This is a genomic window from Alloprevotella sp. OH1205_COT-284 (assembly GCF_003859795.1).
In the GTDB taxonomy this organism is placed as follows: domain Bacteria; phylum Bacteroidota; class Bacteroidia; order Bacteroidales; family Bacteroidaceae; genus Alloprevotella.
Genome location: NZ_RQYI01000002.1, coordinates 69,353 through 92,648 on the forward strand (window position 1 = coordinate 69,353; position 23,296 = coordinate 92,648).

At 47.5% G+C, this 23,296-nt stretch carries 20 protein-coding genes and 2 tRNA genes; 17 read left to right on the forward strand and 5 right to left on the reverse strand.

Translation table 11 applies throughout. The features are described 5' to 3' along the window. Positions 1 to 411 precede the first annotated feature (411 nt). The 13 genes from EII14_RS01215 to EII14_RS01275 all read left to right on the forward strand — a co-directional run bounded on the left by EII14_RS01215 (position 412) and on the right by EII14_RS01275 (position 17,219). Positions 412 to 1,383, forward strand: a complete 972-nt coding sequence (locus tag EII14_RS01215; protein WP_124930749.1) for a DUF6057 family protein — start codon at positions 412 to 414, stop codon at positions 1,381 to 1,383. Positions 1,384 to 1,464: 81 nt separating this feature from the next. Then, on the forward strand, positions 1,465 to 1,980 hold the full coding sequence (locus EII14_RS01220) for a DUF5063 domain-containing protein (protein WP_124930750.1): 516 nt from the start codon (positions 1,465 to 1,467) through the stop codon (positions 1,978 to 1,980). Between the two features lie 14 nt (positions 1,981 to 1,994). Beyond that, positions 1,995 to 2,750: a 3'-5' exonuclease gene (locus EII14_RS01225; RefSeq protein ID WP_124930751.1), complete on the forward strand. Its 756-nt coding sequence runs from the start codon at positions 1,995 to 1,997 to the stop codon at positions 2,748 to 2,750. A gap of 17 nt (positions 2,751 to 2,767) precedes the next feature. Beyond that, complete coding sequence (locus EII14_RS01230; RefSeq protein WP_124930752.1) at positions 2,768 to 3,946, forward strand: class I SAM-dependent rRNA methyltransferase; 1,179 nt, start codon at positions 2,768 to 2,770, stop codon at positions 3,944 to 3,946. A gap of 226 nt (positions 3,947 to 4,172) precedes the next feature. Then, positions 4,173 to 6,755: a DNA gyrase subunit A gene (gyrA, locus tag EII14_RS01235; RefSeq protein WP_124930801.1), complete on the forward strand. Its 2,583-nt coding sequence runs from the start codon at positions 4,173 to 4,175 to the stop codon at positions 6,753 to 6,755. Between the two features lie 27 nt (positions 6,756 to 6,782). Further along, on the forward strand, positions 6,783 to 8,063 hold the full coding sequence (locus EII14_RS01240) for a tetratricopeptide repeat protein (protein WP_124930753.1): 1,281 nt from the start codon (positions 6,783 to 6,785) through the stop codon (positions 8,061 to 8,063). A 680-nt stretch (positions 8,064 to 8,743) separates the two neighbouring features. After that, positions 8,744 to 9,934, forward strand: coding sequence for a M48 family metallopeptidase (locus tag EII14_RS01245; protein ID WP_124930754.1), 1,191 nt, complete (start codon positions 8,744 to 8,746; stop codon positions 9,932 to 9,934). A 7-nt stretch (positions 9,935 to 9,941) separates the two neighbouring features. Then, the gene (locus EII14_RS01250; protein WP_124930755.1) at positions 9,942 to 11,999 is read left to right on the forward strand and encodes a M3 family metallopeptidase; all 2,058 of its coding nucleotides are present in this window, start codon (positions 9,942 to 9,944) and stop codon (positions 11,997 to 11,999) included. Between the two features lie 4 nt (positions 12,000 to 12,003). Beyond that, positions 12,004 to 12,423, forward strand: coding sequence for a dCMP deaminase family protein (locus EII14_RS01255; RefSeq protein ID WP_199733843.1), 420 nt, complete (start codon positions 12,004 to 12,006; stop codon positions 12,421 to 12,423). A gap of 7 nt (positions 12,424 to 12,430) precedes the next feature. Then, complete coding sequence (locus EII14_RS01260) at positions 12,431 to 14,095, forward strand: S41 family peptidase (RefSeq protein WP_124930757.1); 1,665 nt, start codon at positions 12,431 to 12,433, stop codon at positions 14,093 to 14,095. Between the two features lie 2 nt (positions 14,096 to 14,097). Continuing rightward, the gene (locus EII14_RS01265) at positions 14,098 to 14,637 is read left to right on the forward strand and encodes a 5-formyltetrahydrofolate cyclo-ligase (protein ID WP_124930758.1); all 540 of its coding nucleotides are present in this window, start codon (positions 14,098 to 14,100) and stop codon (positions 14,635 to 14,637) included. Between the two features lie 76 nt (positions 14,638 to 14,713). Beyond that, entirely contained in the window at positions 14,714 to 15,979 is a 1,266-nt protein-coding gene (locus EII14_RS09575) for a transglycosylase SLT domain-containing protein (RefSeq protein ID WP_158608291.1), read from the forward strand. 124 nt (positions 15,980 to 16,103) lie between these two features. Continuing rightward, positions 16,104 to 17,219, forward strand: a complete 1,116-nt coding sequence (locus EII14_RS01275; RefSeq protein WP_124930760.1) for a glycosyltransferase family 1 protein — start codon at positions 16,104 to 16,106, stop codon at positions 17,217 to 17,219. 79 nt (positions 17,220 to 17,298) lie between these two features. Here the strand turns inward: EII14_RS01275 and EII14_RS01280 are convergent. From EII14_RS01280 to EII14_RS01295, 4 genes are all read right to left on the reverse strand, one after another. After that, positions 17,299 to 17,372 (reverse strand) — tRNA-Asp (locus EII14_RS01280). Positions 17,373 to 17,413: 41 nt separating this feature from the next. Continuing rightward, positions 17,414 to 17,491, reverse strand: a tRNA-Asp gene (locus EII14_RS01285). A 53-nt stretch (positions 17,492 to 17,544) separates the two neighbouring features. After that, positions 17,545 to 18,051: a GNAT family N-acetyltransferase gene (locus tag EII14_RS01290; protein ID WP_158608292.1), complete on the reverse strand. Its 507-nt coding sequence runs from the start codon at positions 18,049 to 18,051 to the stop codon at positions 17,545 to 17,547. Positions 18,052 to 18,067: 16 nt separating this feature from the next. Beyond that, complete coding sequence (locus EII14_RS01295) at positions 18,068 to 19,249, reverse strand: glycosyltransferase family 2 protein (RefSeq protein WP_124930762.1); 1,182 nt, start codon at positions 19,247 to 19,249, stop codon at positions 18,068 to 18,070. 65 nt (positions 19,250 to 19,314) lie between these two features. Between EII14_RS01295 and recR the strand changes: the two genes are divergently transcribed. From recR to EII14_RS01315, 4 genes are read left to right on the forward strand one after another with little or no spacing between them, the layout of a single operon-like run. Next, positions 19,315 to 19,944 carry a recombination mediator RecR gene (gene recR / locus EII14_RS01300; RefSeq protein ID WP_199733845.1) on the forward strand — a complete coding sequence of 210 codons (630 nt, stop codon included), beginning with the start codon at positions 19,315 to 19,317 and terminating at the stop codon, positions 19,942 to 19,944. Positions 19,945 to 19,962: 18 nt separating this feature from the next. Continuing rightward, positions 19,963 to 20,388, forward strand: coding sequence for a hypothetical protein (locus EII14_RS01305; RefSeq protein ID WP_124930763.1), 426 nt, complete (start codon positions 19,963 to 19,965; stop codon positions 20,386 to 20,388). Beyond that, positions 20,385 to 20,990 carry a ribosome biogenesis GTP-binding protein YihA/YsxC gene (gene yihA / locus EII14_RS01310; RefSeq protein WP_124930764.1) on the forward strand — a complete coding sequence of 202 codons (606 nt, stop codon included), beginning with the start codon at positions 20,385 to 20,387 and terminating at the stop codon, positions 20,988 to 20,990. Before EII14_RS01305 ends, yihA begins: the two co-directional genes overlap by 4 nt. Continuing rightward, on the forward strand, positions 20,974 to 22,158 hold the full coding sequence (locus EII14_RS01315; RefSeq protein WP_124930765.1) for a HAMP domain-containing sensor histidine kinase: 1,185 nt from the start codon (positions 20,974 to 20,976) through the stop codon (positions 22,156 to 22,158). Before yihA ends, EII14_RS01315 begins: the two co-directional genes overlap by 17 nt. On the opposite strand, the gene EII14_RS01320 is transcribed toward EII14_RS01315, so the two are convergent. Then, positions 22,149 to 23,054, reverse strand: a complete 906-nt coding sequence (locus tag EII14_RS01320; RefSeq protein WP_124930766.1) for a glycosyltransferase family 2 protein — start codon at positions 23,052 to 23,054, stop codon at positions 22,149 to 22,151. The genes EII14_RS01315 and EII14_RS01320 overlap by 10 nt on opposite strands. Positions 23,055 to 23,296: the final 242 nt, after the last annotated feature.

Here is a 23,296-nt window from a genome sequence, read left to right on the forward strand (position 1 = left end):
GCTTTTCCGAAAACCTACTTATCCTACATAGGCGATTTCGGGCATCTGCCCGCATTACCGATACCGATGTGTAGGTTGTGACAACGAATGTAGTTGAAATTCCACTTTGCATACACACGCAACAATCTGTATGTCTGCGCCTTGAAAGGGGGAGTGTAGGTAATGTAGGTAAAAAACAAAAAAGTAATGTAGGAGGTAGTATGGTGCTTTCTCTCGAAGATTTGCCCATTTTCCTCTTCGGTTTGTTGAAATCCACTTTAATGTGTCGAGCACATTTTAGCATGGAGGTAGAGCAAACGGAGTAACGAGTAGAAAAAACTATCTCTGAGGTAGTTTTTGCGGCCAGCCCGGTAGCAGTAGACGAATAGCAAGAATTGTTATCGACCGTCGCTAAAAGAACACATTGACCAAATGATTTCCATAAAGCCTTATCACCATCTCCGAAGAGTACGTTTTCTGACATTCGTGCTCTTCGGAGCATTTGTTTTTGGTTATTGTTCCGTTTTGAAAGGAGATTTTCTGTCGGCCATCTGGCTTACAATCAGCCCCTTCGATTATTGTCTTTCTCCCTTTGCAATAGGTTTTGCTATTCTCCTCCTCGCAACTCCTTTGCTTTGGTGGTTGTCCGGTCGTTTCACACGATTGTTTCAAAATCAATCTCTTTCGGTCTGTTTCTTTTCTTTGTTCTCCCTGTTTTTCGTCATTGGCATCATCACCAACGGCAACGAAGTCCGAACTTTGGAATATCGCATGGCACGATTATGCGCCGAAAGAAAATACGAAGAAGCGTTAAGAGTGGGAGAACGCTTTGAGCATCCGTCCTCAAATGTCGTGGCTCTCCGCACTTTGGCCTTGTCACGTTTGACCGATAAAGGTGCTTGGTTTCTTGCAGAACACTTTTTTGACTACCCTCTTCCCAACAACTTACAATCGCATTTTTTACAGATCGACTCCACCTCAAAAACAATATCACCTTTTTGGCCGTATTTTGAAAAGGAACAACAAACCTCTCACGGTCAAGTTTTTTCCGAAAAGCGCAATGTGGAGCTGATGAAGTATTTGATCGATCGGCAAATTCCCAAATTCATTCAAAGCCTCACATCCGCCTACATCAACACTACCCGCCCGGAAGAGCTTCCCAAGGCCTATCGTGAAGCCATTTATCTTTACACACGCATTACTCCTCAGACTTTCATCGACCACTACGATCCGGCCACCGCTGCCAATTACAGTGATTTCTTGGCGTTTCAGCGAAAAGTGAGATTGTCACACCCACCCTCCGTTCCTTTTTCTGCGGAGGCACAGCGAAATATGCTGCGAAACACCTATGGGCACACCTATTGGTACTACTATTTTTACGGATCTTATTCTCCCACATATTAACAATATCTTGACAAACCGAAAAATCGAGAAGCCACACATGCTCTTTTCGTTTTTCATGTTGCCATATTTTTCTTCTTCGCTATGAATAATATCTATCGTCATGACGTATTGGAATTCGTCACGATTGCCACCGAATTTTGTAAACAACTCGAACAATGCGCCGGAAGCGAACGTGCGGAATTTGCGACATTCATGCAGCGTCTTCTCCCCATGGTTTATCTTAAAGCCTGCCTTGTTGAAGAGGTTGAAGAAGGCTTTGGATTTGTTGATCCGGTCGTCACCGAAGCCGACTACGAATACATTCGCAGCAACATCGCGGCCGTCCTTCGCGACGCCAACGACTATTTGGACGTTTTTTGCGAAAACTTTCGTTACTCCGACGCTCCCGTGGTTTGCACCATCAGCGAGAGCTTGGCAGACGTCTATCAGGCACTCCGCAACATGGTAGAAGCTTTCCGTTCGGAAATCGACGAAGCCATGGAAATCGCGCTATATGAATGTTTGGAGGATTTCAAACTTCGCTGGGGCCAACAGCTGCTGGGTGCCTTACGGGCAATTCATGAACTTGTTGCTTCCGGACAAGCAGATGAACTATAAAATTGCAGATTTCCATGCAGCAGCTATTTATAAAAACCGATAAAAAGATCATCCCCACCCTACCCCGATACACTTTTGGCGGACGCATTATTGTGCTACAAAGTGAAAGCGAAGCTCAAAGTGCCGTAAGATTTCTCAGCAAATCCGCCATTCTCGGTGTAGACACCGAAACACGCCCTTCCTTTCGTCGCGGTTCTCACCATAAAATCGCCCTTTTGCAAATTGCATCGGCAAACATTTGCTTTCTCTTCCGATTGAACTTCATGGGGATTCCCGAATGCGTTGTGAAGCTATTGGAAAATCCGTCTATTCTGAAAATCGGCCTTTCTCTCAAAGACGACATTGCCCAATTACAGCAACGTTGCCCGTCATTCGCTCCCGCGGGATTTGTAGATTTACAACAGCTCGCCACCCAAATGGGCATTCAAGACCTCAGTTTGGCCAAGCTCTTTGCAAACTTCTTTCGTTTGCGCATTTCCAAAAGCGCACAACTGTCAAATTGGGAGGCCGATGTTCTCGACGAGAAGCAAAAGATCTATGCCGCAACAGACGCCGAAGCCTGCATTAAACTGTATCACACGATGACTCAACTCATGCAATCCGGCGAATATCAGCTACTGGACACGGCCGGCGAACAGGTTAAACCTTTATCTCCCCCGTCGGCAAATCGAAAAAAGCCCGAATCATCCGTTAAAGCAACCAAGAAGAGTGTGAAAAGAACTCCCTCTCAGGGCACCAAACGTTTGTCTTCCCATAACAAAAACACATAAAACCGTCTATTCCTCAAATGCATACCCTACAACTCCGCCGTGGAAAATCCGAAAGCCTCAAACGTTTTCACCCGTGGGTCTTTTCCGGTGCTCTTCAAACCACACCTCCCATAGAAGAAGGTGAGATCGTGCGCCTCATTGATTCGGAAGGAAACTTTATGGCAATAGGACATTACCAAATCGGTTCCATTGCCGTTCGCGTTCTCTCTTTTGAAGACGAGCCCGTTGATCGTCAATTTTGGGAGCGGCGTTTGCGGCAAGCCTTTTCCGTACGCACCTCGATTGGTTTGACCACCTCTCCCGATGTTCACGAAATTTACCGTCTTGTCCATGGAGAGGGCGATCTTCTCCCCGGACTCATCGTGGATGTTTTTGGCGAAACTGCCGTCGTACAAGCTCACTCTGTCGGCATGCACCATAATCGCGAAGACATCGCAGAAGCCCTGTTGTCTGTTTCCGAAGGAAAAATCAAGAACATCTATTACAAGAGCGAAACCACCCTGCCCTACAAAGCCAATTTGAAACAAGAGAATGGTTTCTTGCGCGGTTACACGGATATAAATGTAGCTCGCGAATACGGACTTGCTTTTCATATTGATTGGCTGCATGGTCAGAAAACCGGTTTCTTTGTCGATCAACGGGAAAATCGTCGTTTGCTTGAACAATACAGCCATGGGCGTTCCGTCCTCAACATGTTCTGCTACACAGGAGGTTTTTCCGTTTATGCACTGAGGGGCGGAGCCTCTTTGGTACACAGTGTCGACGCCTCCTCCAAAGCCATAGAACTCACACGTAAGAACGTCCGCCTCAACTTCCCCGACGACACACGCCATGAAGCCTTTACGGAAGATGCTTTCAAGTTTCTCGAATGCGCCGGCGGAAACTACGACCTCATCGTTCTCGACCCTCCGGCTTTTGCCAAACATCAGAGTGCCCTCCGCAATGCCATAAAAGGCTACACTCGTCTGAATGCCACGGCTTTCAAAAAAATTCGTCCCGGCGGCATTGTTTTCACTTTTTCATGCTCCCAAGCGGTAAATAAAGATCAGTTTCGCCTCGCCGTATTTACAGCCGCAGTGCAAAGCGGACGCCATGTGCGCATTCTTCATCAAATGCATCAACCGGCCGACCACCCTGTCAGCATTTATCATCCGGAGGGCGAATATCTCAAAGGGCTCGTTCTGCAAGTAGAATAAAGGCCGTGCGCCGCAATGGAAAGCCGCCCTACACCACCTCATCGGGCATGAAAAAGAGAACAGAGGGGCTAAAAACGCTCTTAAAAGAAGAGCGTATCGGAAAAAGATAAAAAAAAAGTGTGTGATCTACTGAAAAATAGCTATTTTTGCACTAATAATATAGCCGGAAATCAAGTGGGAGAAGCAACTCTCGTATGATTTCTTCGGCAAACCCTGCGCAACAATGATTCAAGAAACAGACAGAATTAAACAAGTAAACATAGAGGAGGAAATGAAAACCTCCTATATCGACTATTCCATGTCGGTTATCGTCAGTCGTGCTCTTCCCGATGTTCGAGATGGTTTCAAGCCCGTTCATCGCCGCATTCTCTATGGTATGATGGACATGGGCATCACCCATGACAAAGCCACGAAGAAATCGGCGGCCATAGTCGGTGAGGTGTTGGGTAAATACCATCCCCACGGCGACAGTTCCGTGTATGGCGCCTTGGTGCGCATGGCTCAACCTTGGGCAATGCGATACCCTCTTGTCATCGGTCAAGGAAACTTCGGATCGATGGACGGCGACGGTGCTGCGGCCATGCGTTATACGGAGGCCAAGATGAGCCTTGTCGGCGAAGCCATGATGCAAGACATCGACAAAGAAACGGTCGATATGAACCGCAACTACGACAACTCGCGCAATGAGCCGTCTGTCCTGCCCACGCGGATTCCGTCTTTCTTGGTCAATGGTGCCACGGGAATTGCCGTCGGAATGGCCACCAACGTTCCGACCCACAATCTCGGAGAAGTCATTGACGGCTGTGTCGCCTACATTGATAATCCCGACATCGACACCGAAGGCTTGATGAAGCACATCAAAGGGCCCGACTTCCCCACGGGTGCCTACATCATGGGCAATCAAGGCATCAAAAGTGCCTACGAAACCGGACGCGGACGTGTTATACTGCGTGCAAAAGCCGAAATCGAAGCCGGCAATCTTCACGATAAGATTGTCATCAGTGCCGTGCCCTATGGCACCAACACAGCCGACCTTTGCAAGTCGATAGCTGCCCTTTCGAACGAAAAGAAGATCGAAGGCATCACCAATGTCAATGACGAATCCGACCGTGAAGGAATGCGCATTGTGGTCGACGTGAAACGCGGACAAAACGCCAACGTCGTTCTCAATAAGCTCTACAAGATGACCGGCCTGCAAACCAGTTTTGCGGTCAATTGTATCGCCCTTATTCCCATTCCCGGCACTCATCCTGCCAAGATGCGTCCTCAGCTGCTTACGCTGAAAGAATGTATCCGCCATTTTGTGGAACATCGTCATGACGTTGTCATTCGTCGCACCAAATTCGACTTACGAAAAGCCCAAGAACGCCAACACATATTGAAAGGTCTGATCATTGCATCCGACAATATAGACGAGGTTGTGCGCATCATCAAAGCCAGCAAAACAACGCAAGACGCCATTGAGAGCTTGATCAAACGTTTCGAATTGGACGAAATCCAAGCCAATGCCATTGTCGAAATGCGCTTGCGTCAACTCACAGGCTTACAGCAAGAGAAACTTCACGAAGAATTTGACGAACTGCAACGCCGCATCGAATATCTGAACCAAATTCTCTCCGATAAGGAATTGTGCAAGAAAGTGATCAAAGACGAACTCATAGAAGTCAAGGAAGCCTACGGAGATGTGCGTAAAACGGAAATTCTTCCGGATATGACCAACTTCAATGCCGAAGATTTCTATCCGGACGACGAGGTGGTGATCACCGTGAGCCATTTGGGCTACATCAAGCGCACCCCGTTGGCCGAATTTAGGGCGCAAGGGCGCGGAGGAGTCGGATCGAAAGGCGGCACGACTCGCGACCAAGACTTTATCGAATACATCTATCAGGCGACCATGCACAACACCATGCTGTTCTTCACGGCCAAGGGACGTTGCTATTGGCTGAGAGTCTTTGAGATCGAAGAAGGAACACGCTTGTCGAAAGGCAGAGCCATTCAAAACATGCTCAACATCGATCCCGACGACCGCATCAACGCCTGCCTCCACATTCGTAAACTGAAAGACGAAGATTTCTGTAAGAATCACTTTGTTGTCTTTGCCACCAAACAAGGCGTTGTCAAGAAAACCTGCCTCACCGAATATTCTCGCCCCCGCACCAACGGCGTAAATGCCATTAACATCAATGAAGACGACCGTGTTGTCAGCGTAGTACTGACCAACGGAAGCGACGAGATCATCATGGCCAATCGAAATGGACGCGCCATTCACTTCAAGGAAGATGTGATCCGCACCATGGGACGAAACGCCACCGGAGTTCGCGGCATGCAACTCGACGGTGCCGACGACGAAATCGTGGGTATGGTGTGCATCAACGATCCGGAAAGAGAGTCTATTCTTGTGGTCAGCGAGCAAGGCTATGGCAAACGCAGCGACGTGAACGACTACCGCATCACCAACCGCGGAGGTAAGGGAGTTCGCACTTTGAACATCACCGAAAAGACCGGCAACGTCGTCGCAATCAAGAGTGTGACCGAAGAAGAGGATCTGATGATCATCAACAGAAGCGGCATAACGCTTCGTCTGAAAGTAGCCGACGTTCGACTGTGCGGACGTGCCACTCAGGGCGTGAAACTCATCGACCTCAAAAAACGCAACGATGCCATCAGCAGTGTTTGTCAAGTTCCCACGGAAGAAGAGGAAGAATACGACGAACAACTCCAAGGCGAAGAAACGGGCAACCTTCATCAGGAAGAAGAGAATGCCGCCGCTTTCACCTCGGAAGACGTAAACATCGAAACCAACGAGTAATCAATCCATTCAATATTCCATACCACTATGAAGAAATTTCTTGCTTTAACCTTTTTGGTGACTTGTTCCATCGCGGGATGGGCACAAAACAGCGTGATTTACAAAGCTCAGACTTTGCTCGAAAACAACAAGCCTTCCGAAGCTTTGGAGGTTTTGAAATCTTCGTTCGACAACCCTAAAACCACTAAGTTTGGCGAGATCTACAATAAGGCCGGATTGTGTGCAGCCCAGCTCTTCAATCCCGAATTGATGAAAGCCGCCCAAAACCTTCCTCTCGACACCACGAAGTTCGTTAACTATTTGGACGAAATGGTGGAATACTACACCAAGAGCTACCAAGCCGAACATACTCCCAATGCCAAAGGCAAGATGCCCAGAGCCAAGTTTGATGCGGACAACATCAAAATGATTTTGGGTTGCAACGACTACTTTTTCTATGCCGGTGTGTTTCTCAACAGCAATAACGACAAGGCCGGAGCATATAAATATTTTGGCAAACACATGGATCTGCCCAACAATCCCGCTCTTGCCGAGAAAAAAGACTCGCTCCTTCAAGCCAAAGCCGAGAGCTATGCCACAACGGCTTATTACATGACGATCCTTTCCTATGAACAAAAGAATTGGGAAAACGTCCTTAAAAACGCAGATCGCGGATTTGCAATAGAGAAACAAAAGCGAGATCTTTATGTGATGAAACTGCAAGCGATCATGGAAAGCACCAAAGATACGCTTGCCTATGTGAACTGCTTGAAAGAGGCCATTCACGACATTGACGACAATATTTCTTTCATGGAAACCCTCATCAGTGTCTACTACCAAAATAACGATGTAGCTGCTGCCGAGAAAACCGCAGCCGAACTCATTGAAAAAAGACCGAACAGCAAAAACGGTTGGTACATGAAAGGCTGCGTAGACTTGAACCTCAAAAAAGACTATCCGGCCGCCCGAACTGCTTTCGAAGAAGCTCTTAAATACGATCCCGACTTCATTGAAGCCAATGCCAATCTTGCCTATGCCTACATGAACGAGGTGGTGAACAAACGTCAAAAAGGCGAGTACAAATATGCAGGCGGAAGCACCTCAAAAGTGACCGGCCAAAAAGCCGTGGATCAATACAACAGAGAAATTAAAGAAATCAGAAGCTACTATGAGAAAGCACTTCCGCTCATGGAAAAAGTTCGCTCTCTCGCTCCCGATCGCTCCAAAATTTGGGCTCCGGCTTTGCAGCAGATCTATTTCAATCTGAACCGCAAGCAGGAAGCCAACCAAATGGATGAGATCATGAGTGCCAATGCTCGCCAATCGTAGTCCTCTTTCGCTCCAATAGGAAAATGCAGAGGCATGCTTAAAAAACTCAGGTTTGTTCTAAGCATGCCTCTTGCCCTTTCTCCGTATTTCTTTAATCTCCCTTGCTTTCATCCCCCTTTTGTGCCGAATGCAACCGCCCTTTCGGATAAAGAGAAGTCGAGCCGTGAAGCGTCGGCATCTGTTGTATGATTGCTCGAAACACACAGCGGGAAATCTACAACGGAAGGTATTTCTCCTATCTCCGAATGAGAACTTTCTATTTTCCCGGTGGGATATTCTATCTCTTTGATAAAATTATTACACCTCATGGATAAGATATTCTACCTCTGAGGTAAAACTTTCTTCCTCTGAGCTGAAATTTTCTACCTCTTAGGTAGATTTCACTACATCAGACCTAAAAGAACGCTTGAAACATCAAGTCCCTCCTCCCTCTTTCTTCGCTTGTGCACAGACGCCTTCCCGTCTTTTGCCGGCGAATGAATGTTTTGCAAAAAGACAACACCCACAACTAAACGAAAAAGGTAGCCGCATGACTTCAAGAGACTCCGCTTCACTGATGAGAAAGAGTCGTCGCTACCCGCCCTCAAACCACTAAACCTGCCCATATCGAACCAAGCAGAATGACCAAACAAAATCTGTTGCCGCTTTCAACGTTTATGCCTGTGATTTCACGTTTAATTTTGATTTTAGTCATACTGTGTGCCATGTGCAATTCTGCCCGTGGCCAAGCCCCTTTGAAACAGATAAAAGCTGCCCTGAAAGCCAATAAAGCCACGGAGGCCTTCAAATTGGTGGAGCAATACCGGAAAGACACGCTTTTTCATGACAAGGCACAACTGTTGATCTACGGATTTGAAGCGGCCGTGAAACTGAACGACGTGGAGAATGAAAGATTTTACTTGAAACAAAAGACCGACACCACGGCTTTTTTTTTCACACTATACAATGTTTTCGACTATGCTCTGCTCGCTGACAGCATCACCGCTCTTCCCGACTATTCCGAAAGAAAACATAAGCGACTCAGAAAGAAATTGGTGCAACAGCTCAATATTCTTTATCCCAACCTAAACGCCGCCACCCAGTTTTTCATGAGAAAAAGGCGTTGGGAGGAGGCGGCAAAATTTTCCCGCATGGCGATTGAAGCCGGACGATCGCCCATGTTTTCGGAGCAAACGGCCAATCTCCCCGCCCATCTCCTCCCTCAATATGCCGAGCGATACATGTTTTCAAATTTCGCACTCAAAAAATATAGCGAGGTAGACAGATACGCCGAAACAGCCTTGAAAGACAGTAACCAGCGAGAAACGATTTATGAGGCGATGGCACAGACTTATCAGGAATTGAACAAACAAACAGAATATGCCGCCTATCTCCAAAAAGGAATATCGGAATATCCTCGAAACATGTTCTTCTTCACACGTCTTGCCGATCTTTTAATCGCTCAAAAGCAAACCGATCGGCTACTTCGCGTCATCGACACGCTTCTGAACGCCGATGCTCAAAATGCCAAGCTCTACGAATATCAAGCCAAAGTTCATCTGTTGGAAGGTCGCGACTCGTTGTGCATCTTGTCGGCTAAAAAAATGCAGCAATACGACACGACTCGAACCTACGCCGATTACTACATCGGCAAGTCTTATTTCAATTTGGCTCAAAAGGTGGAAATTCCTCAATCGATCAATGCCACCGGCTACAAAGCGGCTTACGAGAAAAAACAGCACCTCTATCGCAAAGCGCGTCCCTATATCGAGTTTTACCGCAAGAACTATCCGGAAGATCAACATGTATGGAGCCCCATTCTCTATGAAATCTACTGGAAGCTAAACTTGGGCAAAGAATTCGAAGAAATCTTGAAATATACTCAGAAGTAATCTTATTATGAATCCTCTCTTACAATCAAACTTTACGACTCCTCACCAAACTTTTCCTTTTCCTCAAATCACCATTTCCCATGTCAAAGAGGCGATTTTGCACGGCATGGAATTGGAGAAAAAAGAGGTGGAATACATTGCACAATGTAGCGAGCCGCCGACGTTTGAGAACACAATCGTAGCCCTGACTCAAACCGGCTCTCTTCTTGATGACGCCACGACTTTGATGTACAACTGGCTGTCGGCCATAACAAGCGATGAGTTAGAGGAGTTGGCACAAGAGATGGCTCCCCTGCTCAGCATACACTCCTCAGAAATCATGATGAACGAGGTGTTGTTCAAACGCGTTAAAAGCGTCTACGAGCAAGAGCAAAAACATCCCACTCTCGAAGGAGAGGAAGCCATGCTTCTGAAAAAGACATACGACGGTTTTGAAAGATCCGGTGCAACGTTGCCGGCCGAAAAGAAAGAGCGTTTTTCGGCTATCAAAGTAGAACTGTCACAACTTGCTTTGCAATTCTCGCAAAACAACATCAAGGAAACCAACGACTTTATCCTGCACATCACAGAGGAGCAGGAACTCGCGGGATTGCCGGAAGGACAAATCGAACAGGCCAAATCGGCCGCCAAAGAGCGCGATATGGAGGGCTGGGTCATCACACTTCACGCCCCCTCTTACGTGCCTTTCTTGCAATATGCCGAAAACAGAGCACTGCGTGAGAAGCTCTATAAGGCTTACATGAGCAAATGTACACACGACAACACGTACAACAATTTCGAAGTTTGCCGCAAACTGGTCAATTTACGGATGGAGTTGGCACAACTCTTGGGCTACAAAAACTATGCGGAATACATTCTTCAAAACAGAATGGCCAAAGATGCCGGTCAAGTGCTGCAACTTTTGGAAGAACTCAAAGCGAATTATCTCCCGTTGGCACAAAAAGAGCTTCGCATCGTACAAGAATTTGCACAAGAGAAAGAGGGCAAGGACTTTGAGTTGCAAGCATGGGATTTTGCTCACTATGCCCATCTGCTCAAACTGAGGGACTACAACATTGACGCAGAAATGTTGCGCCCCTATTTTGAATTGTCAAAAGTGGTCGACGGTATTTTCGGTTTAGCTTCTCGGCTCTATGGCATTTCATTCCGCGAGAACGACCTAATCCCCGTCTATCACGACGAAGTAAAGGCGTATGACGTGTTAGACAAAGACGGCAGTTTCTTGGCTGTGCTCTACACCGACTTCTTTCCCCGAAGTTCCAAACAAAATGGAGCTTGGATGACGTCCTATCGGGAACAGTTTACGGATAAATGCGGCAAAGACCACCGCCCTCACGTGAGCATCACCATGAACTTCACCAAACCGACAGCCACCAAGCCGGCGTTGCTGACCTTTGACGAAGTCGAAACTTTCCTCCATGAGTTCGGACACGCTTTGCACGGCATTTTTTCGCAAACACGCTTCAAAAGTTTGAGTGGCACAAACGTATATTGGGATTTCGTGGAACTGCCGTCACAAATCATGGAAAACTTTGCTTATCAGCCGGATTTTTTACGTACCTTCGCTTATCACTACCAAACGGGAGAGGTGATTTCGGACGAATTGGTCGAAAGATTGCGCAAAGCAAAGAATTACAACGTCGCTTTTGCCTGCATCAGACAGGTCAGCTTCGGCCTTTTGGATATGGCTTACTACAATAGGACGGAACCTTTGCTCTCCGACATTAAAGCCTTCGAACAATCCGTATGGAAAGAAGTGCAACTTCTCCCGATGGTGGGCGAAGCCTGCATGTCCGTGCAATTCGGGCACATCATGAGCGGAGGATATGCCGCAGGCTATTATAGCTACAAATGGGCGGAAGTTCTAGATGCCGACGCTTTCGAAGCATTTGCCGAAAACGGTTGCTTCTCCATGGAAACAGCCGAAAAATTCAGACAGAAAATACTCTCGAAAGGGGGCACCATACATCCGCAGCAATTATATACGGATTTTCGAGGACGAGCAGCCACGATCACTGCCTTGCTCAAACGCGACGGTCTGATCAACGCAACAACACCCAATTAAATCTATGGACAAACAAGAGGCATTGGATTTACGCTATTTGAAAATGGCAAAAATCTGGGCGGAAAACTCATATTGCATTCGCAGACAAGTCGGAGCACTCATCGTGAAAAACAAAATGATCATCTCCGACGGATATAACGGCACTCCCTCCGGATTCGAGAACGTCTGCGAAGACCGTGAGGGCTTGACGCATCCCTACGTTTTGCACGCCGAAGCCAACGCCATTACCAAAATCGCCCGATCCGGCAACAACTCCGATGGCGCAACACTCTATGTCACGGACGAACCTTGCATCGAATGTTCCAAATTGATTATTCAAGCCGGAATAAAAAGAGTTGTTTATTCGCGCGAATACCGCCTGCACAATGGCTTAGACCTCTTGAAACGTGCCGGAATAGAAATTGTTTTTCTTCCCGAACCCTAATGTATATATGAAACACTTCAACTCGCGCCTACTTCCTTTTTATATTTCTATCGCAGTTGTTTTGGGAGTTCTTGTCGGCAGTTTCTATGGCCGACATTTCTCCGGAAGCCGTGTGAGTTTTATCAACACGTCCAGCAATAAACTCAGTGACTTATTGCATATCATCAACGAGAGATATGTAGATACGGTCAATATGGGAGATCTTGTGGAAAAGGCACTGCCTAAAATCTTGCAAGAGTTGGATCCTCATTCGACGTATGTCAGCGCAAAAGACGTGGAAGCCTCTATGCAAGATTTGAAGGGCAGCTTTTCCGGTGTCGGCATACAATTCACCATTTACGAAGACACGGTGAGGGTTGTGCGCGTCATTGAAGGCGGTCCCTCTGAGGGGGTCGGCCTCCGAGCCGGCGACCGTATCGTTAAAATAGACGGCAAACATTACGTGGGCAAGGAGGTGACGAACGACGAAACCATGAAACGGCTCAAAGGTGCTGCCAACAGTACCGTGACATTAGGCATTAAGCGCAACGAAGAAAAGGCCTTGATCAACATCAAGATCATGCGAGGAGATGTTCCGGTAAAAAGTATTGACACGGCCTACATGATAGATAACCAAACGGGGTATATACGCATCAATACTTGGGGTGACAACACCTACCCCGAATTTTTGGCAGGTTTGGCATCGCTCAACTCCAATGGTATGAGCCAACTCATCATTGATTTACGCGGTAATCTCGGAGGCTACCTGCAAGCAGCCGTTCAAGTAGCCAACGAGTTTCTGCCTCACAATCGGCTCATCGTATATCACGAAGGAAGAAGATTTCCTCGTGAAAATTACAAATGCGACGGCCGTGGAGCTTATCAATCGCTCCCGTTGGTTGTTTTGGTCGATGAAACCAGTGCATCTGCCAGTGAGATCTTTGCCGGTGCCATGCAAGACAACGATCGTGCCACCATCATCGGACGTCGCACCTTCGGAAAAGGTTTGGTGCAAGTACCCATTGAGTTTAGAGATGGCAGCATGCTTCGTCTCACGACCGCTCGTTATTACACTCCCTCAGGCAGATGTCTTCAAAAACCTTTCACTCCCGGCGAAGAGGAAGCCTATGAAGCAGATTTGTTGGAGCGTGCCGTGAGTGGAGAATACTTTAACCCGGACAGCATTAAGACCTCCGGCGAGCAATATAAGACAAGGCTCGGACGCATCGTGTATGGAGGAGGAGGCATCGTGCCCGATTATTTCGTGGCACGAGATACACTTGGTTTAACGACTTATTATAAAGATGTCTTCTTAGACGGTACGATGTATCGCTTTGCCTATTGGTATGTTGATCAAAACAGGGGCGAACTGCAAAAAAAGAAGTCAATAACCGCCATTGTCCAATATCTCAAAAAGAAAAACATCGTAGAGAAGTTTGCCGCTTATGCCGATCGGCACGGCAATAAACGCAGAAATCTACAAATCAAGACTTCTCATCAACTCTTGGAACGAAATCTGATCGGGCTAATCTTAAATGATCTCTTAAATGTGCAGGCTTCCGTCGAGTATACCAATACGACCGATCCTTTCATCATCAAATCAAGAGAAATCTTTGAGGGCGGAAAGTCTTTTCCCGCAAAGCCTACTTCCCGTCCTTCAACAGACAAGAAGAAGAGGCGTGTTGCAAAGTGAGAATGGAAACAAAAGAAGAACTCCGACAGCTTATTGGGCAACGCAAACAATCATATCTTTCCGAAACACGGAAGAAAACGGCAGCCGATCGTTTACTGAAAATACTGCGAAAACGAGACGATTTTTTGCAAGCCGAAACGATTTTGCTCTATGCCGCCTTGCCCGACGAAGTGCCCACACAGCACCTTTGGGAAGAGTGGCAAGACAAACGTCTGCTTCTCCCGACCATATCGGAAAAGCAGATGTTTGTAAGAGAACTGGATGTTTCCTTTTCTTTACAAGTCGGAAAATTCGGTATTTTCGAACCCGTCGGAAATAATTTCACCTCTCTTGAAAAGATTGATATTGCTCTTGTTCCGGGTATTGCTTTCGACAAACAATTCCATCGTTGCGGACGTGGCAAGGGCTATTATGATACTTTCTTTTCTCATCCGCAACTTGGCCGGCTCAAAAAAGTGGGTCTTTGCTTCGATTTCCAAATCGTGGAAAATGTTCCGATCGAAAGCCATGACCATATTCTTGACGACCTCATCATTGTCTGATCAGATTGCTTCTCTTTTTCCCTCTCCCTCTTCACAAGCAAGTCTTTATTCCCTTTTTAAATAAATGAGCGAACACATGATGAAAACCATCACGATGGCTTTGTTTCTATGCCTTTTGACTGCGTGCGGGAAAAAGGCAGAGCAACGCACACCCATGAGTTACGCTTTCGACAAAATGCCTACTTCCTCAAAAAGCGATTACGACTTAGAGGATATTAGAAAAAGCGGAGAATTGGTTGTCGCAACCATTTCCGGCCCTGAGACTTACTACGAACACCATGGTGTAAGTTTAGGTTTTCACTATGCGTTAATAGAAAACTTCGCAGAAAGCGAAGGCTTGAAGGTAAGAATAGAGATCGCTTCGGATACCATTTCGCTCCTAAATTTACTCAAAACGGGAGAAGCTGACATCGCGGCATTTCCTCTTACCCGACAAGCTGTTCAAGAAGAGGGTTTAACAGCGGTGACTTCTAATGAAAAAAGACAGAAAACATGGGCTATCAAGAATTCTTCAAAAGAGTTGGCCAAAGCCATTAAAGCCTGGTACAAAAAAGACAAAGAAATCGAAATCAGAAAACGAATCGCAGAGAGATCCAAGAAAAGCAGGAGGATTCGCAACAAACCGAGAGCCGTTTATCTTTCACGTTCGCGCGGCATTATCTCTATCTACGACGATCTTTTCAAACAAGCCTCTTCCATCACCGGATGGGACTGGAAACTCCTTGCAGCCCAATGCTATCAAGAAAGTGCTTTCGACCCCAATGCTACCTCATGGGCGGGCGCAGAAGGTTTGATGCAACTGATGCCCGGCACGGCACAAGAGTTGGGATTGACTCCTGCGGAAATCAACCATCCCGATAAAAATGTATTTGCAGCGGCACGATATATAAAAAAATTGAATGGTAGTTTTGCCGACATCAGAGACAATGGGGAGCGCATCAAGTTTATATTGGCAGCCTATAATGGCGGTGCTCTCCACATTAGGGATGCCATGGCCTTAGCGCGCAAATACGGGAAAAATGCTCACCTTTGGGATGACGTTGTCCAATTTGTATTGGGACTCCAAAATCCTCAATATTATAGAGATCCCATTGTGAAACGAGGCTATATGATCGGAAGCGAAACCGCCGATTATGTAGCGTCCGTTTTAGAACGTTGGCGTGGATATGGAGGAAACATCGCTTATCACCCCTCTTTTGCTACCGAAACGCCTCAGTCGAACGGACAAGTGTTGCCTCAAAAAAACATTCGTGCCATTCGCAAAAACAAATATTCATCGGGAGTTCGTATTCTGCATCCCGAAGATCCGGAACTTCATCAAATGAATATTTCCTCTCAATAACTTCCAAGACACAGGCAATGGCATCACACTTCGAATGAGGATAGAAAAGCGATTGTTATCTCAGCCTCTCGAACAACCGCCCACATTTCCTCTTCGCGATTAAAAGAGATAAAAAGAATGCTTCATGAAAATATTATTATTAGGAGATTATTCCAATGTTCATGCCACCTTGGGGAAAGGTTTACGAGAACTGGGGCATGAAGTCGTCGTTGCTTCCGATGGCGATGGTTGGAAGAACTATGTGCGGGATATTGATTTGAAAAGAGAGGATTTAGGAAAGTGGAACTCCATAAAATATCTGTTTCGGCTGTGGAAGTTATTTCGCAGTTTTCGCAACTACGACATTGTCCAACTGATCAACCCGGTTTTTTTACCCTTACGCGCCGAAAAACTTTTACCATTCTATCGTTATTTAAGACGGCACAACAAGCGCGTCTTTCTGGGTGCTTTCGGCATGGATCACTATTGGGTGAAAACAGGCCTTGATTGCCAAACCTTTCGATACAGCGATTTTAACATCGGCAATAAGCTACGTGAGCGTGAAGACGTTGAGATTTGGAAAAAAGACTGGTTGAACGGTGCCAAAGGAAATCTGAATCGCATCATGGCCAAAGATTGCGATGGCATCATAGCCGGCCTCTTTGAATATTACGCCAGTTACGTCGAGGAGTATGCCGAGAAACTGCGCTTCATCCCCTTCCCTATCGACGTCGATCAAGCACGATTGATTTCCGATTTTGGTAAAACATCCTTTCCTTCCGAAAGAAAAGTGCGCTTCTTTGTCGGAGTTCAAAAATCGAGAAGCAGCTATAAGGGAACGGACATCATGATGCGAGCACTGTTACGGCTGCAAAAAGAAATGCCCGAAGAAGTCGAAATAGTCAGAGTGGAAAATGTTCCCTTTGAGCAATACAAGTCATTGATGCTGTCATGCGATGTCCTTCTTGACCAACTGTATTCCTACACTCCCGCCATGAATGCCCTGCAAGCCATGGCGCAAGGTTTGATCGTAGTCGGCGGCGGTGAGCCGGAAAACTATGAAATCATAGCCGAAACACAAATCTTCCCCATCATCAACGTATTGCCCGACGAAGAAGACGTATATAAAAAGCTGCGTACGTTGGTGATCAATAAGGCTGACCTACCTCGCCTTTCGCAAGAAAGCAGACAATATGTACAAAAACATCATCATCACCTCTCTGTGGCAGAAAAATACATAAGCTTCTGGACTTCCCGTTAGTCTTTGATAAGAAAATCCTCAATAGAAAACCGCGTCAAAAGATGTTCTTTTGACGCGGTTTTCTATTGAGTTTTTTTTGCGGTGCGTACGGGACTCGAACCCGTGACCCCATGCGTGACAGGCATGTATTCTAACCAACTGAACTAACGCACCCGGTCTCATCTTTATTTTTAATCCTCGATGAGCAGGATTGTTGGCGGTGCGTACGGGGCTCGAACCCGTGACCCCATGCGTGACAGGCATGTATTCTAAACCGACTGAACTAACGCACCTTTGCTGTTTGCGGGTGCAAAGATAGGAAGTAGTTTCGAAATAAGCAAACACTTCATAACCTTTTTTGGTAAAGCACAGCGTTTTTGAAGCAACCGTCGTGCAAAAACCAATCTTGCAGAAGAGCCTGCCGCTCAAATCCCGATGACTGAAAGAGATGTTGCGAAGCCGTATTGTCCTCGGCGACATAAGCATAGAGCTGATGCAGCGATAGAGAGCGTTTGGCGTATTCGCAAAGAAGCAGCAAGGCTTGTTTTCCCAAACCTCGGTTTCTGAAAACCGGCAATACGGCTATACCGACTTCGGCACGGCGATGTTGCGGCGAGAACTCCGAAAGATCGACAAAGGCGACAGCTTTACGTTCATTTTCCACCGTCGTTTCGGCCAACAGCCGCATTTGCTTCAACGCATAGACGTCTTCTCGCAACGAGCGTTGAATGAATTGCTTCAAAACCCACCGCGAGAAGGGAGCTGTCGTAGCCGAAAACTGCCATTCGGACGGATCGTTTTCAAATGCATAGAGCAAGTCGAGATCAGAGGGTTCGAGAGCGCGTAGTTTCATGATCGTTTCCGATGATTTATGTGTAGATTTCATTACCCATAATGAGCACCCCCGTCGAGGCGAAATAAGTTCCGATGTGCGAACGATGATCAGAGTTTCTCATAACATCCAAAATTTGTTCGTAGCTGTGAGTTTCGGCCGAGAAAGCCACGATATTGGCATCGGAGTGCCGGGGAATGGTGGGTGAATAAGACAACTTGATGCCCCAGCTTTCCTGCTTTCCTGCGATGTCGGCATAGCTTTTCTCCGACCCGATGTAGAGCACGCTGATCGGGCGGCGATATTGTCCGGGCGAAAGATAACGGGCAAACGCTTGCAGTTGCTGGCGGATCAACGTGAAAAACGCCTGTGTGTATATGGCCACATGAACCGGAACGGAGAGTGCCAAAGAAGAAGCCGGAAAATGCTTTCGGAAGAAGATGAGCATCGCCTGATAAAACACGTGGACATAGCGGAAACTGTTTTTGTGCGTGCTTTCCCCTTTGTAGTGCAAAATAGGCGTGGGAACATATAAATTGCGAAAGCCCGATTTCAAGAAACGATAGGAAAGATCGATGTCTTCTCCATACATAAAGAAACTTTCATCGAAATCTCCGCAAGTTTCCAAAGCCTTTCGCGAGCAAAACATAAAAGCCCCGCTGACAATTTCTATCGGAGTGACTTTTTCATCGTCCAAATATCTCAAATAATACTTCCCGAAGCATTTGCTCTTCGGAAACAGTGTGGAAAGTCCGGTCATTTTGCAAAATGCCGTCCAAGGCGTCGGAAGACCGCGGCGACTTTCAAACGCGAAACGCCCATCGCTGCGCAACATCTTCACCCCGATCGCACCAAGACGTTCTTCTTTTTCTGCCTCGCGCAAGCAGTCGGCAAGTGTACGTTCGGTGATGATGGTGTCCGGATTGAGGAACAACACATATTTCCCCGTGCTCCGCCGAACGGCTTGATTGTTGGCACGTCCGAAACCGACATTGCGGCGATTGGCAATGATATATAATCGTATCAACGGATGCCGGCCGTCCATATAAGCGGCACAAGATGCTGCAATATACTCCGCGGAACCGTCGAAAGAATGATTGTCTACCACAAATATTTCGCACTCGACACCGGCACTTTCCGCCGATCGAAAAACACTGTCGAGGCACTGCCGCAGGTAGTGGCGGACATTATAGGATACGATGATTATGGATACTTGCATATCGTCTTAACGAAAAATCGGGTACAAAAGTATATATTTCTCGCAAGATTTTGTATTTTTGCCCAATGAAAATAGACCAATATCCCTCTAAACTCTTGGAACGGGCGGTGTCGGAAATGTCGAAGCTCCCCGGCATCGGCCGCAAAACTGCTTTACGCCTCGTGCTCCATTTGTTGCGGAAAGATGCAAAGGGCACCCACGCTTTGGCCGAGAGCCTGCTTCGTTTGCGCGACGAGGTGTTGTTTTGCAAATCCTGCCACAACATCAGCGACACCGAGATCTGCGAAATTTGCAGCCACCCTCATCGGGATCATTCGGTGATTTGTGTCGTAGAAAATGTTCAAAACGTATTGGCTGTTGAGAGTACGGGGCAATTCAAAGGACTTTATCACGTTTTGGGCGGAGTCATCAGCCCCATGGACGGTGTCGGCCCCGGCGACTTACAGATTTCTTCGCTCGTGGAAAGAGTAGCCGGCGGAACTGTCAAAGAAGTGATTTTCGCCCTCAATCCCACAATGGAGGGCGATACCACCAATTTTTATATTTCTCGGAAATTATCTCATCTTCCTTCGCCCGAAACTCCCGTCACGATGAGTGTATTGGCTCGCGGTGTGTGTGTGGGCGACGATTTGGAGTACACCGACGAGGTCACCCTCGGTCGTTCCATTATTGATCGCGTGATTTTGAAAAACTAATTTCCAACTTTTTTCGCCATGTTCCTATCCTCTTCTTCGCGGACGTTATTGTTTTATGGCCTGCCTTATGTTGTTTCCGGATTGCTCTATTTCTGTTTCAGCGAACATGACCTCGTCGGAAACTCCCCCGCCCTGCTCTACGGCATCAATCTTTCCTCCATTGTCCTGACGCTCGGCGGCTGCTACTTGGCACTGAGTCTTGAAAAAATACCGTTCGTTCGCAACAGGCTGTCGTGCCAACCGCCTTCCTCGCAACGCAGAGCGGTTCATTTTCTCACTTCCGCAAAGATCGGAATCTTTGCTTTTCTTCTGCCTTTCAACACACTGCTCTATTCTGTCGCGGCTTATTCCGACGCGCCCAAATATTGCGTGCTGATTTCGATCATCTTAGGCATTTTTGTCTTTCCCCGTTTGCATATCCCTTCTCAATCCGATGAATCATGATCATTAAATCCGCAGATTTCTTCATCTCTTCTTCTCGTGCCGACCAATGTCCGCAAGATCCGAAATGTCCCGAATATGCCTTCATCGGACGCAGCAACGTCGGCAAAAGCTCACTGATCAACATGCTCACCGGTCGCAAGGCTTTGGCCATGACCTCGGCCACTCCGGGAAAGACCATGCTGATCAACCACTTCTTGATCAACAAAGCATGGTTCTTGGTCGATCTTCCCGGCTACGGCTATGCCAAACGCGGCAAGAAGGATGTGGAAAAACTACGCAATCTCATCGAACACTATGTCCTCGACAGAAAACAGCTCACCTCTCTCTTTGTGCTTATCGACTCGCGCCTTCCGCCGCAACAGATCGACCTCGAATTTATCGAATGGTTGGGCGAAGAGGGCATACCCTTTGCCATCGTGTTTACAAAAGCCGACAAGAACAAACGCAATGATCTGAAAAAGAACATTGACGTCTTTCTCGACACCCTCAGACGGCAATGGGAAGAGCTTCCTCCGCATTTTGTGACCAGCAGCGAAAAGGGCGAGGGGAGAGAGGAGGTGCTGTCTTACATCGACTCCATAAATCATGAATTGGATCAATAGCATCCGCAAAGTGAAGGTGGCACTCGTGGCAGCAGCCGTCGTCATCGCCACCCTCTCCCTCATTGTGTCGCACAAGCTCATCAGCGATTTGCAAGCCGAGGAAATCTCCAAAATGGAAGTTTGGGCAGAAGCCATGCGTTCATTGATGAGCGCAGACGAAACGACGGATCTGAATCTCGTGTTGAAAGTCATCAACAGCAACCACAGCATTCCCGTCATCGTCACCGACGGCAAGGACAACGTCACTATCACCCGCAACCTGCAAATCGAAGCACCGACCACGGCCGACTCCTTGGCAGCCGTCGCCACGGCACTGGAACGCATGAAAGAGGGAGGGCACACCATGAAAATGCTGCTCACGGCCGACAACGAGGCCGGCATACGCGCAGGCGATTGCATCAACATTTACTACACCGAATCGTTGATGCTACGCCGTTTGGGCACCTATCCCTACGTTCAGTTGGGCGTTGTGTCGCTTTTCATCGCCGTGGCCGTGTTTGCCCTCCTTTCTTCCAAACGAGCAGAACAAAACAAAGTGTGGGTGGGGCTTTCCAAAGAAACGGCGCACCAACTGGGCACGCCGATTTCGTCGATCATGGCATGGGTAGAAGTGTTGAAAGAAACTTATCCCGAAGACGAGTTGCTCAAAGAAATGGAAACCGACGTGTTGCGTTTGGAAATGATTGCCGAGCGGTTTTCAAAAATCGGGAGTGCGCCCGAACTGCAAGCCGTCGCATTGTCGGGCATACTGGAAAACGTCATGACCTATATCGGTCGGCGCACTTCGGACAAGGTGAAAATACACCTCACCTGCGACACCGGACACGACGAAGCCCTCATCTCGCCGCCCTTGTTTGAATGGGTTGTCGAGGTGTTGTGCAAAAATGCCATCGACGCCATGTCGGGCGAAGGCAAGATCGAGATACGATGTTTTAGAGAGGGAGGAAAAATGATGGTCGATGTGGCAGACAGTGGCAAAGGCATTTCGCGCAAAGACCACCAAACGATCTTCAAACCCGGCTACACCACCAAAAAAAGGGGGTGGGGTTTGGGGTTGTCGTTGGCCAAAAGAATTGTAGAGGAATACCACCACGGAAAAATATACGTCAAAAACTCCGCCCCCAACATCGGCACTACGTTTCGCATCGAGCTGAATGCTCAATGCTGACGCACCACCCGATCGTAATACCCCAGTTTGTAGAGTTTGAACAAAAGGAGGGAAGGATGTCGGGAAAGCAGATTTTTTTTGAGCAGAGGAGCAAAGAGCGAAAAGAAAAGCGCAAAAATCCCTGCCCACCCATAAGTTTGCAATCGTCTGTGTGCCACGGACACATGAGCATGAAGCGTCATCGGCTCTCCCAGTTTGGCAAGAGTGCGGAGTGCCGTTTCGGAGTTGCCAAGAAAACTTTTATTACTATTGATACCCGTGTGCAAGAGCGGATTTTCGATGTGCAAAATCGAAAATCCGTTTTCGGTTATCGTCAGTCCGAGCAAGGCATCCTCATAGCCGTATTCGGTGCAGCGTTCGTCGAAGCGATGACATTCGATCACCTTTCGGGCGAACATGACGTTGAACGTCGAGAAGTGGGCGGCCGGTTGCTCGTTTCTATATTCCACCGTTCTTATTTTTTCGGCCGCCCATTCATATTTCAAACGCAGTTCGTGTCCGGTCGGTGCTTTGTCGGGCGTGCGTATGCTTCCGACCAACACGTCGGCCTGCTCGCGCCGTTGCCAATAGGTCTGGATAAAGTCGTCGGTGCAAACTTCGGCGTCGGCGTCGATGAGCAACAAAAAATCATAAGCCGCTTGGTCAAACAAACGATTGCACACGCGTGCACGCCCCACGTTTTCTTCGCCTCTCACATATCTGCACCCCGGCAAAAGCTCGATGAGTTCGTTTTTCTCGATGATGCTTTCGTCCGTTCCGGCATCATCGGCCACAATGATTTCATAAGAAAAAACTTCCGCTCCAAACTGCGCCTGCACCTCTTCGCATTGTTGCTGCAAATCCGTGACCAATCGAAGGCAGTTGAAGTTGTAGGTAGGTATGAGTATGGAAATCATGGTTCTGCAAAGGTTTATTCTTTATTTTTTCCGAAAATACGATCGGGTGGTTTCGAGTGTAGAGGGTGCGTTTCGCTTGTTTTCCACCAATCGGGTAGCCTGCGCATGCGGCAAAACAGAGGGCTTGGCATCGCGGGGTATGGCCGGCTATCTGCACTCGATAAAAGGAGGCGAAAAAAGGTAACGAGTAGAAAATTCTACTTGCCCAACCGGAATTTTCTAAGTGGCTTGTAGTTTTTTGC

Bases quoted from the DNA above. Each gene is read 5' to 3' on its own strand.
- EII14_RS01215 (WP_124930749.1), top strand. From the start codon at position 412: ATGATTTCCATAAAGCCTTATCACCATCTCCGAAGAGTACGTTTTCTG.
- EII14_RS01220 (WP_124930750.1), top strand. From the start codon at position 1,465: ATGAATAATATCTATCGTCATGACGTATTGGAATTCGTCACGATTGCC.
- EII14_RS01225 (WP_124930751.1), top strand. From the start codon at position 1,995: ATGCAGCAGCTATTTATAAAAACCGATAAAAAGATCATCCCCACCCTA.
- EII14_RS01230 (WP_124930752.1), top strand. From the start codon at position 2,768: ATGCATACCCTACAACTCCGCCGTGGAAAATCCGAAAGCCTCAAACGT.
- EII14_RS01240 (WP_124930753.1), top strand. From the start codon at position 6,783: ATGAAGAAATTTCTTGCTTTAACCTTTTTGGTGACTTGTTCCATCGCG.
- EII14_RS01250 (WP_124930755.1), top strand. From the start codon at position 9,942: ATGAATCCTCTCTTACAATCAAACTTTACGACTCCTCACCAAACTTTT.
- EII14_RS01255 (WP_199733843.1), top strand. From the start codon at position 12,004: ATGGACAAACAAGAGGCATTGGATTTACGCTATTTGAAAATGGCAAAA.
- EII14_RS01260 (WP_124930757.1), top strand. From the start codon at position 12,431: ATGAAACACTTCAACTCGCGCCTACTTCCTTTTTATATTTCTATCGCA.
- EII14_RS01265 (WP_124930758.1), top strand. From the start codon at position 14,098: ATGGAAACAAAAGAAGAACTCCGACAGCTTATTGGGCAACGCAAACAA.
- EII14_RS09575 (WP_158608291.1), top strand. From the start codon at position 14,714: ATGATGAAAACCATCACGATGGCTTTGTTTCTATGCCTTTTGACTGCG.
- EII14_RS01275 (WP_124930760.1), top strand. From the start codon at position 16,104: ATGAAAATATTATTATTAGGAGATTATTCCAATGTTCATGCCACCTTG.
- EII14_RS01290 (WP_158608292.1), bottom strand. From the start codon at position 18,051: ATGAAACTACGCGCTCTCGAACCCTCTGATCTCGACTTGCTCTATGCA.
- EII14_RS01295 (WP_124930762.1), bottom strand. From the start codon at position 19,249: ATGCAAGTATCCATAATCATCGTATCCTATAATGTCCGCCACTACCTG.
- recR (WP_199733845.1), top strand. From the start codon at position 19,315: ATGAAAATAGACCAATATCCCTCTAAACTCTTGGAACGGGCGGTGTCG.
- EII14_RS01305 (WP_124930763.1), top strand. From the start codon at position 19,963: ATGTTCCTATCCTCTTCTTCGCGGACGTTATTGTTTTATGGCCTGCCT.
- yihA (WP_124930764.1), top strand. From the start codon at position 20,385: ATGATCATTAAATCCGCAGATTTCTTCATCTCTTCTTCTCGTGCCGAC.
- EII14_RS01315 (WP_124930765.1), top strand. From the start codon at position 20,974: ATGAATTGGATCAATAGCATCCGCAAAGTGAAGGTGGCACTCGTGGCA.
- EII14_RS01320 (WP_124930766.1), bottom strand. From the start codon at position 23,054: ATGATTTCCATACTCATACCTACCTACAACTTCAACTGCCTTCGATTG.